The organism is Aeromicrobium sp. Sec7.5 (genome assembly GCF_036867135.1).
In the GTDB taxonomy this organism is placed as follows: Bacteria; Actinomycetota; Actinomycetes; order Propionibacteriales; family Nocardioidaceae; genus Aeromicrobium.
On sequence record NZ_JBAJIJ010000001.1, the window covers coordinates 2359738 to 2371415 of the forward strand.

At 71.7% G+C, this 11678-nt stretch carries 8 protein-coding genes; 3 read left to right on the forward strand and 5 right to left on the reverse strand.

The window, feature by feature from the left end; all coding sequences use genetic code 11:
* The first annotated feature begins 16 nt into the window (after nucleotides 1–16).
* Together V6S66_RS11880 and V6S66_RS11885 are read left to right on the forward strand one after the other, a co-directional pair.
* The gene (locus V6S66_RS11880; RefSeq protein ID WP_334206951.1) at nucleotides 17–808 is read left to right on the forward strand and encodes a purine-nucleoside phosphorylase; all 792 of its coding nucleotides are present in this window, start codon (nucleotides 17–19) and stop codon (nucleotides 806–808) included.
* A 2-nt stretch (nucleotides 809–810) separates the two neighbouring features.
* Complete coding sequence (locus V6S66_RS11885; protein WP_334206952.1) at nucleotides 811–2433, forward strand: phospho-sugar mutase; 1623 nt, start codon at nucleotides 811–813, stop codon at nucleotides 2431–2433.
* A 70-nt stretch (nucleotides 2434–2503) separates the two neighbouring features.
* Here V6S66_RS11885 and V6S66_RS11890 read toward each other — a convergent pair whose 3' ends face one another.
* From V6S66_RS11890 to deoC, 3 genes are all read right to left on the reverse strand, one after another.
* A complete protein-coding gene (locus V6S66_RS11890; RefSeq protein WP_334206953.1) occupies nucleotides 2504–5038 on the reverse strand; it encodes a 5'-nucleotidase C-terminal domain-containing protein in 2535 nt (844 codons plus the stop codon).
* 69 nt (nucleotides 5039–5107) lie between these two features.
* Nucleotides 5108–8218: an ExeM/NucH family extracellular endonuclease gene (locus tag V6S66_RS11895; protein ID WP_334206954.1), complete on the reverse strand. Its 3111-nt coding sequence runs from the start codon at nucleotides 8216–8218 to the stop codon at nucleotides 5108–5110.
* 197 nt (nucleotides 8219–8415) lie between these two features.
* On the reverse strand, nucleotides 8416–9147 hold the full coding sequence (deoC, locus tag V6S66_RS11900) for a deoxyribose-phosphate aldolase (RefSeq protein ID WP_334206955.1): 732 nt from the start codon (nucleotides 9145–9147) through the stop codon (nucleotides 8416–8418).
* A 62-nt stretch (nucleotides 9148–9209) separates the two neighbouring features.
* Here deoC and V6S66_RS11905 point away from each other — a divergent pair, with 62 nt between their 5' ends.
* Nucleotides 9210–9773: a uridine kinase family protein gene (locus V6S66_RS11905; RefSeq protein WP_334206956.1), complete on the forward strand. Its 564-nt coding sequence runs from the start codon at nucleotides 9210–9212 to the stop codon at nucleotides 9771–9773.
* A 268-nt stretch (nucleotides 9774–10041) separates the two neighbouring features.
* Here the strand turns inward: V6S66_RS11905 and V6S66_RS11910 are convergent, their stop codons facing one another.
* A complete protein-coding gene (locus V6S66_RS11910; RefSeq protein ID WP_334207260.1) occupies nucleotides 10042–11145 on the reverse strand; it encodes an adenosine deaminase in 1104 nt (367 codons plus the stop codon).
* A gap of 38 nt (nucleotides 11146–11183) precedes the next feature.
* Entirely contained in the window at nucleotides 11184–11648 is a 465-nt protein-coding gene (locus V6S66_RS11915; RefSeq protein WP_334206957.1) for a MaoC family dehydratase, read from the reverse strand.
* Nucleotides 11649–11678: the final 30 nt, after the last annotated feature.

Here is an 11678-nt window from a genome sequence, read left to right on the forward strand (position 1 = left end):
GTCGTACGGTGGCTCGGTGAGCCCCTACGAGAGTGCCCAGCGCGCCGCCGACGTCCTCCGCGAGCGCACCGGAGGCGGCGACCACGACGTCGCCGTCGTCATGGGATCGGGCTGGATGCCGGCCGCCGACGTCCTGGGCGAGCCCGAGCACGAGGTGCCGCTGGCGGAGCTGCCTGGCTTCAGCGCACCCGCGGTGGCGGGTCACGGTGGCACCGTCCGCTCCCTGCGGCTCGGCGACCGCCGCGCCCTGGTGTTCCTGGGACGCACCCACTTCTACGAGGGCAAGGGCGTCGAGGCGGTCGTGCACGGGGTGCGCACGGCGGCCGCGGCCGGGGTCCGGAGCCTGGTGCTCACGAACGGGTGCGGCGGGCTCGTCCCCGAGTGGACCCCGGGCACGCCGGTCCTCATCAGCGACCACATCAACCTGACCGCCGCCTCGCCCCTGGTCGGGGCCACCTTCGTCGACCTGACCGAGGTCTACTCCCGCCGCCTGCGCGACCTCGTCCGCGAGATCGACCCGACGCTCGCGGAGGGCGTCTACGCGCAGGTCACCGGCCCGCACTACGAGACCCCGGCCGAGATCGGCATGATCCGGGCCATCGGCGGGCACCTGGTGGGCATGTCCACCGCACTCGAGGCCATCGCGGCCCGGGAGGCCGGGCTCGAGGTGCTGGGCATCTCGCTGGTCACCAACCACGCCGCGGGCACGACGGGCGAGCCGCTGAACCACGAGGAGGTCCTCGACGCCGGCCGGCAGGCCGCGACCCGCATGGGTGGACTCCTCGCCGACGTCCTCACGCGGATCTGAGCATGGACGCCGACCTGCGCCGCCGCGCGCTCGAGTGGATCGACCAGGACCCCGACCCAGACACCCGGGACGAGCTCCAGGCCCTGCTCGACGTCGAGGCCGAGGCCGAGGTCCGCGAGCGGTTCACCGGTCGCCTCCAGTTCGGCACCGCGGGCCTGCGCGGCGAGCTCGGTGCCGGGCCGCAGCGGATGAACCGGGTCGTCGTGGCGCAGGCCGCGGCAGGGCTCGCCGCCTACCTGCACCAGCACGAGGAGCACCCCTCGGCGGTCGTCGGCTTCGACGCCCGGCACAACTCCGACGTCTTCGCCCGTGACACCGCCGAGATCCTGGCCGGCGCCGGTGTGCGTGCGGTCCTGCTGCCCGAGCCCCTGCCGACCCCCGTGCTCGCCTTCGCGATCGGCCACCTCGGGCTCAGCGCCGGCGTCATGGTCACCGCCTCGCACAATCCTCCGCGCGACAACGGCTACAAGGTCTACCTGGGCGACACCAGCCAGATCGTGCCCCCCGCTGATGCCGACATCTCGGCAGCGATCGACCGGGTCGGACGGGTCGACGAGCTGCCCCGCTCCGACGACTACGTCGTCGCCGGACCCGAGGTCGCTGACGCGTACGTCGCCGCTGCGGCCGCGACCGCGCCGCCCGGGCCACGCGAGGTCACGGCGGTCTACACGGCCCTCCACGGCGTGGGGCTGCGGACGCTCGAACGCACCGTCGCGGCGGCCGGTTTCCCGGCCCTCGTCCCCGTGCCGGAGCAGGCTGAGCCCGACCCGGACTTCCCCACCGTGGCGTTCCCCAACCCCGAGGAACCCGGGGCGATGGCCCTGGCCCTGGCCCTGGCCGCCTCGGTCGGGGCCGACCTCGTGATCGCGAACGACCCCGACGCCGATCGCTGCGCCGTGGCGGTCCCGACCGGTCCGGACACCTGGCGCATGCTCACCGGCGACGAGGTCGGGGCCCTGCTGGCCGACCTGATGCTCCGCCGCGGCACGCCCGGCACGTACGCGTCCTCGATCGTCTCGTCGGACCTGCTGGGTCGCCTGGCCGCCTCCCACGACCGGGCGTGGCAGCAGACCCTGACGGGATTCAAGTGGATCGGCAAGATCCCCGATCTCGCCTACGGGTACGAGGAGGCGCTGGGGTACAGCGTCGCCCCCGCGATCGCGCGCGACAAGGACGGCGTCACCGCTGCACTGGCGATCCTGGCGCTCGCCGCCGACCTGAGGACCCAGGACCGCACGCTGCTGGACCGCATCGACGACCTGCACCGTGAGCACGGCGTGCACGCCACGGGGCAGCTCTCGGTGCGGGTCGAGGACCTCGCCGTCATCGTGACCGCGATGACCACGCTGCGCACGACTCCCCCGGCCAGTCTCGGTGGACTCGAGGTCACGTCGGTCGACGACCTGGCCGACGGGTATCGCGGACTGCCACCGACCGACGGGATCCGGCTGGGCCTCGGCGAGGGGACCCGGGTCATCTGCCGCCCGTCCGGCACCGAGCCCAAGCTCAAGTGCTACCTCGAGGTGGTCGAGCCCACCGGTGACGACCTCGCCGCGGCCCGCGCTCGTGCCGCCAGCACGCTCGAGGCGATCCGCACCGACCTGGCTGCTGCGCTCGGTCTGTGACCACAACGGCCACGAGCACCGGGGTGCTCGTGGCCGTGGCGGTCATGCCTGGCGGGTCGCGCCTGGCGGGTCAGCTGACCGGTGCGGTCTCCCGTTCGTCGAAGCGGAAGAGGAAGGCAGCCATCTGCTCACGCAGGACCGGCTGCGACCCACGGAACGTCGTGGTGCCGTTGCTCTCCTGGTAGCCCGTGGTGACGCCCGTGCTCTCCAGCCACAGGATCTCCGTGTAGAACGTGTCGGTCGACGCCACGTCGGCGAACGGCGAGCCCGTCAACGGCAACGAGATCGGCGGCGAACCGGCCAGGCGGTACAGGAACGCCGCCATCTGCTCACGCAGGACCGGCGCGCTCGGACGGAACGTGCCATCGGCGTAGCCCGTCGTGATCTTCTCCCCGGCGAGCCACGCGATGTGCTGGCTGAACGTGTTCGACACGGTGTCGCTGAACGTCGCGCCCGGAGCGTCCGCCGGCGGGTTCGCACCGTCGTTCGCGTACCGGTACAGGAACGCCGCCATCTGCTCCCGCAGCACCGGCGCCGAGCCACGGAACGTGCCGTCCGCGTAGCCGGTGGTGATGCCGGCGCTCACGAGCCAGCCGATCTCCTTCTCGAAGGTGTTGCCGGCGACGTCGGTGAAGTCGCCCGCGACCTGGAGCGGCACGCGGACGAGCGTGCCGGCGGGATCGACCTCCACCTCGAGCGTGTACGCCCCGGCGGCCACGTCGGGCACCGTCGCGGTGATCGTCGTCGAGCCCGCCGAGACGGGGAACTCGCCAAGGTCCGCACGTGTGCCGTTCCCGGCCACCAGCGTCGCCGTCGCGAGCGTGGACACCGGCGCTCCCTTCGAGGTCAGGTCGAGCTCGGCCAGGGTCACGGCCAGCGGCGCTCCGGCGACCTGAACCGGACGGACACCCTCGACGCGCACCGCGTGGCGGGCGAAGTCGGGCGTGACCGGGCTGTTGGCACCGAGGTAGGCGATCCAGGCCTCGTAGTCGAGCAGGCCCGTGTCGACGGACGTGCCCTCCGTGAAGGCGTGGAAGTTGTCGCCACCGGCGGTCAGGAACGACGGGACGGCGACCTTGTAGGACCCGGCCGGGTCGACCGGGGCGTCATCGACCCAGAGCGAGGTGATCCGCTGGCCCTCCGGACGCGCGGGATCGAACGTGTAGCTGACGTTCGCCGACGTGCCCAGCTGCAGGAACGGCTTCGACGGGACGTCGCCGTCCAGCTCGCGCTGCCACTGCTGCTCGAAGACCTTCCGGAGCGAGGTGCCGCTCAGCGTCACCGTGCTCAGGTTGTTCGTGAACGGCAGCACCGCGTTCGCCTCGGCGAACGTGACCACGCCGTCCTCGCCGACGTAGAGCTCGTTGCGCAGCCCACCGGGGTTCATGAGGGCCAGGTCGGCGCCGGCCGGCGTCGCGGCGACGCTGGCCAGCATCGAGTCGGCCACCAGGTTGCCCAGGGTCGACTCCTTCGACCGGTCGTCGCGGGCGTCGCCGACGAACGCCGTCGTCACGTCGTCCGTGATCGTCGCGACCTCGACGCCTCCGACCTCGGCCGCGTATGCGAGTGCCTCGTCGACGATCGTCTTGACCTCCGCGACACGCGGGTAGGTCGAGACGAGCTCGGCCGCCGGGGTCGTCGTGCGGGGGACGTTCGCCGCGGTGTGGCTCTGGACCTCACCCGTGGCCGGGTCGACGGTGAGCGTGATCTCGCCGATGTTCTCGCCGTAGCTGCCAGTCTGGAGCACGGGGCGGGTCTCGCCCGTGACGCCGGGGACCGGGGCGTCCCACGCGTACTGCTTGTGCGTGTGGCCCGTGAAGATCGCATCGACCTCCGCGTCGGTCTGCGTCACGATGTCGGCGAAGGCGCCTCCGGCGGCGATCTCCTCCTCGAGGGAGGCGCCGTCGGGCGTGCCCGCGCCGGCGCCCTCGTGGTACGCCGCGACGATGACGTCCGGCACGTCCTCGAGCGCCTCGAGGTCGGCGACCGTGTCGTTGACGGCCTGCACGGGGTCGAGGAAGGTGAGCCCCTCGATGCCGGACGGGATGACGAGACTCGGCGTGGCCTCCGTGACCGTGCCGATCACGGCGACGTCGAGGCCACCGACCGGGAAGATGTCGTAGGCCGGCAGGATCGGCTCACCGTCGGCGCCGATCACGTTGGCCGCCAGATGGGTGAAGTCAGCCGCGGGCTCGACGCGGTCGAGCAGGTCGTCGACCCCCTTGTCGAACTCGTGGTTGCCCACGGCGGACGTGGCGAGGTCGAGCGCGTTCAGCACGTCGATCGTCGGCTGGTCCTGCTGCGTCGAGGAGGAGAACAGCGAGGCGCCGATGTTGTCGCCCGCCGAGAGGAACAGCGTGGAGTCCTCGCCGTGCTCGGCGCGGAGCTGCTCGATCGTGCCGGCCACGTTCACCGTGTTGGCGTCGATGCGGCCGTGGAAGTCGTTGATGTCGACCAGGGCGATCGTCACGGGCGCTTCGGCGACGGCCGGCTGGGGCTCGATGGCCTGCGCAGGCACGGCGGTCAGGAGCGAGGCACCGAGGGCGGTGCCGACGGTCACGGCCAGATGACGCCACGGCGGACGTGGGGAGGAGATGAGGGACACGGGGACGACCTTCCGGATGAGGAGGATGGGACGAAGAGGTGGACGGACGAGGTGGGACGGAGGGGGGACCTAGCGCTCGAGCTGGTCGAACCGGAAGAGGAACGCGGCCATCTGCTCCCGCAGCACCGGCTGGGAGCCGCGGAACGTGCGCGTGCCGCCGGGTCCGGCGTAGCCCGTCGTGACCTTGGTGCTGTCGAGCCAGACGATCTCGGTGTAGAAGGTGTCGGTCACCTCGACGTCGGCGAACGGCGAGCCCGTCAACGGCAACGAGATCGGCGGCGAGCCGGCCAGGCGGTACAGGAACGCCGCCATCTGCTCACGCAGGACCGGCGCGCTCGGACGGAACGTGCCATCGGCGTAGCCCGTCGTGATCTTCTCCCCGGCGAGCCACGCGATGTGCTGGCTGAACGTGTTCGACACGGTGTCGCTGAACGTCGCGTCCGGAGTGTCCGCCGGCGGGTTCGCACCGTCGTTCGCGTACCGGTACAGGAACGCCGCCATCTGCTCCCGCAGCACCGCTGCCGACGGCTGGAACGAGAACGTCCCGTCGCCGTTGGCGTAGCCCGTCGCGATGCCTTGGCCCGCCAGCCACGCGATCTCCGTCGCGAAGGTGGTCCCGACCGTGTCGGTGAACGACGCCGGCTCGCCCGGGGTCCCGCCCTCCCCCGGGTCGTAGCCGACCAGCGTCGGGTCGTGGTCGCTCGAGCGGAAGACCGACTCGTCGTACAACAGCGTCGCGTTGCTGTTGTACCGGCTGTACTCGCGGCCCAGCGGCTCGTCGGCGTTGATGTCCCACGTGTCGGCGCCCGTGACCCGCTCGAACGCCGAGGCCGAGGCAAAGACGTGGTCGAGCGAGCCGACGCGCCCCTGGAACAGGTACGTGGCGCCGGCATCGAGCTCGGCGCCGACGTTGACGAACCCCGCCGTCTCGAGCACCTGGAGCGGGTCCTCCATGGTGTACGAGTTGAAGTCACCGATCAGGAAGAGCTGGTCGGTGCCGACCGTGGACTCGAGGTCCTCGGTGAAGCCGACGAGGGCCGTGGCCTGCTTCACGCGCGAGGCGTTCGAGGCACTCTGGCCATCGCCCTGGTCGGCGTCCTCGCCCGAACCGGAGCCCTTGGACTTGAAGTGGTTCGCGACCACCACGAACGTCGACTCCTCGTCGCCGCCCTTCGGACGGAACGCCTGCGCCAGCGGGGCGCGGGCATTGACGAACGCAGGATCGTCGAGGATCGAGGACTCCCCCGCCACCTCGACGGCGTCGACGCGGTAGATGAAGGCCGAGCGGATCACGTCGGTGCCACCATTCGTCGGCACGACGGCCGGTGACGGCACGGCGGCCCAGTTGTCCTCGCCCGTGTCGGCGTTCAGCGCGGCGACGAGGGTGTCGAGCGCCGCGTCGCGGTCCTGGCCGAACGCCGCCGAGTTCTCGATCTCCGCGAGACCGACGACGTCGGCCCCGAGGGTGTTGATCGCCTCGACGATCTTGACCTGCTGACGGGCGAGGTTCTCGTCGTCGGCCGCGCCGCGCGGACCGTCGGGGGTGCAGCGGTTGTTGGTGATCGGCGCGCCCGTGCGGTCGTTGTAGTACGTGCACGTGCCGAGCTCGGCGTCCACGAACTCCTGGCCCGTCGTCGAGAAGTAGTTGAGGACGTTGAAGCTCGCGACCTGCAGGTCACCGCCCACGTCCTCGGGCTTCTCCTCGGCCGCGCGGAGTCCGTCCTCGATCACGGCAGGCTTGGGACCGTCGGCCGTCAGGGCCGCGGTCGGCTGCACCCGCCACGTGTCGAACCGGTAGTCGAGCACGAGCGGCTCGGTCAGCTCGACCGCGGCGCCGACTCGGATCTCGTTGTCGGCGGTCAGCCAGGTCTGGTCGACGTCCTTGGCACCGCCGGCGAAGTTGGCCGAGGAGCCGTCGTCGAGCGTGACGGCGAGAGCCGCGTTCTCGGCGACCTTGGCCGTGTACTCCGGGGTCCCTGGCGCGACGACCTCGGTGGGCTGCACGAGCGGCTCGGTGCCGGCGGCCAGACCGATCTCACCGAACGTGTGCGTGTCGTAGTTGTTGGTGACCGTGAAGTCGCCGTCGAGCTGGACCAGCATGCCCTCGAGCGCCTCACGGTCCTCGAGGGGCAGCGGGAGGGCCAGCGACGTCGGGAGGACCTCCCCCGGACCCTCCAGGACGCTGAAGCCGCTCGAGGCCGGGCTGATCTGGGTCAGACCGAAGTACTCGCTGACCGTGCCGGTGACCTCCACGAGCTGACCGACCTCGGCCTCGGTGGCCACGGCCTTGGAGTAGACGAAGATGCCGTGCGAGGCTGCGGCGTCGGGATCGTACGCGCCGCCGGTGCCGGACGTCTGGAGGTAGACGCCGTCCAGGCCGCCCGTGGGGAACGCCGCGGTGACGACGCCCTGCGTCGTCACGGTCTGCCCGGCGAGCGGGCTGACGTCGGTCGTGCCCTGGATCTCGGCGATCGTGGCGTCGGTGGGGTCGACGGGCTCCTCCTCGCCCTGGCAGCCCGTGGCGCCGCACGGGGTGACCGTGGCGGAGAGCGTGAGGTCGGCGCTGTTGACGTCGGTGTCGGTCGAGCCGGCTCGCACCATCGCCTTCGGATCGGTGGTGCCGGCCGGGTTCGTCGCGGCGGCGCCCTCGAAGGTGTTGGCATTGCCGTAGCCGACGAGGTCGACTCCGCCAGCGGCCACCCAGTCGGGGTCCGAGGCGACGTCGCCGGTGACCGCGTTCGTCACGGCGTCCGTGCCGTTCACGAGGGCCACGACCCCGCCGTTCGCGCCCGGGTTGATGCCGATCTCGTCATCGACACCGGTGAGCGGAACACCGTTGGACGCGTTGCTGCCGCCCTGGACCAGGAAGTCTCCACCCGCAGGGATCGTGCCCTCGAGCGCATAGGCCTGGAAGCTGCCCGTGCCGGTCGGGGACCGGTACTGCAGCGACCACCCGTCGAGGTCGATCGGCGCTCCGGTGGGGTTGTGCAGCTCGACGAACTTGTTGCGGAAGGGGGCATTCGCGCTGCCGCCGTTGACGTACAGCTCCGCGATGACCGGCCCGGAACCGTCAGGGGCCGCCTGGGCCGGCACCGCGCCGAGCAGGCCGGCGGTCAGCGTCGCGAGGACGGCGAGGGTGGGAACCAGGCGGCGCGAGGCGCGACCGGGAGTTCGAGACATGGGGACGACCTTCTGGCGAGTCGGGACGTGGCGCACCGAGTCGCGGGTCGTCGACCAACCTGATTCCCCCCGAAATCGTGCTCCTTCACCTCATCGCGGCAGCCGTCCCGGATCAAGACCTCGAACGGAACGGACGGTGACGATTCGATGTCGACTCGATCCGTCGGTCCGCCAGGCGGTCCGGGCTGGCGGCGAGGTCAGTAGGAGGAGTCGTCGCTCGCGCCGGTGCCCGAGCCCCCGGCCTCGCGCGCGGCCGCGTCGTCGAGGATCGTGGCCGTCGCGCTCGTGCCGAAGCGCGTGATGCCGAGGGCGCGCATCTCCAGCAGCGTGTCGAGGTCACGGACCCCTCCGGAGGCCTTGACCTGGACGTCCGGACCGACGCTGGCGCGCATCAGGGTGACGTGCGGGATCGTGGCGCCGCCGCCGGCGAAGCCCGTAGAGGTCTTGACGAAGGCTGCACCGGCACGTTCAGCGGCCTTCGAACCTGCCTCGATCTGGGCGTCGTCGAGGTAGGCGGTCTCGAGGATGACCTTGACGACGTGGTCACCGGCGGCCTCCACCACGGCGGCGACGTCGGCCTCGACGTCGTCGAGCAGACCCGAGCGTAGCCGGCCGATGTTCAGGACCATGTCGAGCTCGACGGCCCCGTCGGACAGCGCCTGGCGGGCCTCCGCGACCTTGGTCTGCGTCGAGGTGGTGCCGTGCGGGAAGCCGATCACGGTGCCCACCGCGACGCCCGAGCCGGCCAGGCGCTCGACGGCGTGGGCGACGTCGCTGGGTCGCACGCACACGCTGAAGATCCGGTACCTCGCGGCCAGGTCGAGGTCGGCGTCGACCTCCGCGCGGGTCAGCTCCGGCTTGAGGATGGCGTGGTCGATGAGGGCGGCGATCTCGGCGGCGCGGACGCCAGGGGGGACGGTCTCGGACATGTCCTCCACCCTACGACGCTCGCCGGACCGGCCGTCCCGACCCACGACTAGGCTGGTCCGTCGTGGGCGTCGTGATCGTGGCCGGGCCGTCGGGCTCCGGCAAGTCGCACCTGGGCGAGCGGCTCGGGTGGACCGTGCTGCGCCTCGACGACTTCTACCGCGAGGGTGACGACCCCGACCTCCCCCGCTCCGACCTCGGCATCGCCGACTGGGACCACCCTGGTTCCTGGGACACCGACGCCGCCGTCGCCGCGATCCGCGAGCTCGCGGAGCGAGGCACCACCGAGGTGCCCGTGTACGACATCGCGGCCAGCCGGCGCACGGGCACGCACACCGTGACGTGCGGCGAGCGGTTCATCGCCGAGGGCCTGTTCGCCCCCGACGTCGTGGCGGCGTGCCGTGCGGCCGGCGTGCTCGACGACGCGCTCTGCCTGGTCCGCCCGCGACTCCTGACGTTCGCGCTCCGCCTGCGGCGCGACCTGCGCGAGAGCCGCAAGCCACCGCTCGTGCTCGTGCGCCGCGGCTGGCGTCTGCTCCGCGACGACCCCGCCGTCATCGCACACGCCGTCGCCGCAGGATGCCGCCCGGTCAGCCCACGGCGCGCGTTCGCCGAGCTGTCGCCCTGAGCGCAGGCAACAGCGGCATGGACCAGGCGCCGAGGCCCTGGCGACCCGCGGGGTGACCGAGGATGATGCATCCCGGTAGCGACAGCAGCGCCGATGCATCATCCTCGGTCGGCCGGCAACGGACGACGATGCAACACGGGTGTCCTGGCTACCGCGATGCATCACCGTCGGTCCCCCACGGCCGGGACGGGTGAGCCGACCGAGGGCCGCCCCAGCTCGACGGTCCGTGCCGTTCTTGCCTGTCAGGACCCAGCAGAGCGCACCCGTGTCAGAGCGCCGCGTACCCCGGCTTGATGACGTCGTCGATCAGGGCGAGGCGCTGGTCGAACGGCAGGAACGCGCTCTTCATCGCGTTGACCGTGAACCAGCGCAGGTCGTCGGGGCCGTAGCCGAAGGCATCGGCGAGCAGCTGGAACTCGCGACTCATCGAGGTGCCGCTCATGAGGCGGTTGTCGCAGTTGATCGTGACGCGGAAGCCGAGGTCGGCGAGCCGCCCGATCGGGTGGTCGGCGATCGACGACATGCCGGGCACCGCCGCGGTCTGCAGGTTCGACGACGGGCACATCTCGAGCGGGATGCGGCGGTCACGCACGTAGGCGGCGAGCGGGCCCAGGTGCGGACCGCCCGGGGCGTCGAAGTCGATGTCGTCGACGATGCGCACGCCGTGGCCGAGGCGGTCGGCGCCGCAACGCTGCACGGCCTGCCAGATCGACGGAAGGCCGAACGCCTCGCCGGCGTGGATCGTGAAGTGGGCGTTCTCGCGGCGCAGGTACTCGAACGCCTCGAGGTGCAGGATCGGCGGGAAGCCGTCCTCGGCGCCCGCGATGTCGAAGCCGGCGACGCCCCGGTCGCGGTACTGCACGGCGAGCTCGGCGATCTCGAGACCGCGGTCAGCGTGCCGCATCGCCGTCAGGAGCTGGCCCACGACGATCTCGCGGCCCTCGCGCGCCGCCTCGGCGCGACCCGACTCGATGCCGGCCTGCACCGCCTCCACCGCTCCTGCCAGGTCGAGCCCCTGCTCGAGGTGCTGCTCCGGCGCCCAGCGCAGCTCGGCGTAGACCACGCCGTCGCGCGCGAGGTCGAGCACGGCCTCACGGGCGACGCGCGCCAGGTCCTCCGGACGCTGCATGACGGCGACGGTGTGCACGAAGGTCTCGAGATACCGCGGCAGCGAGCCCGACGACGACGCCTCGGCGAACCAGGTTGCGAGGCCGTCGACCGTGTCGGCCGGCAGCGTGTGCCCGATCTCCTCGGCGATCGCCACGACGGTCGCCGGTCGCACCCCACCGTCGAGGTGCTCGTGCAGCGCCACCTTGGGCGCCGCGGCGACCTGCTCGGCCGTGGCGGGAGTCCCGCCACCTCGTCGGGTCACCCCGAGCTCGGCGCGCGTTCGTGCCTCGTCGGCTGCGGTCACAGTGCTCCACCCTCCATGAAGAGCGAGACGGTCTCGGCGACGCACGCCGGACGGTCCTCGCCGCGGATCTCGACCGTGTGACGCAGGGTCGCGCGCTGGCCCTTCTCGACGTCCTCGACCGACATGAGCTCGACCGTGTTGCGCACCTTCGACCCGACGCGGACCGGGTTGACGAAGCGCACCTTGTTGAGGCCGTAGTTGACCCGCGCCAGGTTGCCCGCGAAGGCGAACACCTGGGCGCCGAGGAACGGCAGCAGGGAGAGCGTGAGGTAGCCGTGGGCGATCGTGGTGCCGAACGGACCCTCCTGGGCGCGCTCGGGATCGACGTGGATCCACTGGCGGTCACCCGTCGCGTCGGCGAACAGGTCGATCCGGTCCTGCGTGATCGTGAGCCACTCGCTCGAGCCGAGCGTGGTACCTGCCGCCGCGGCGATCTCGGCCGCGTCGTTGAAGACCTTCATCCGTCACTTCCCAGGTGTCACTGCATGGAC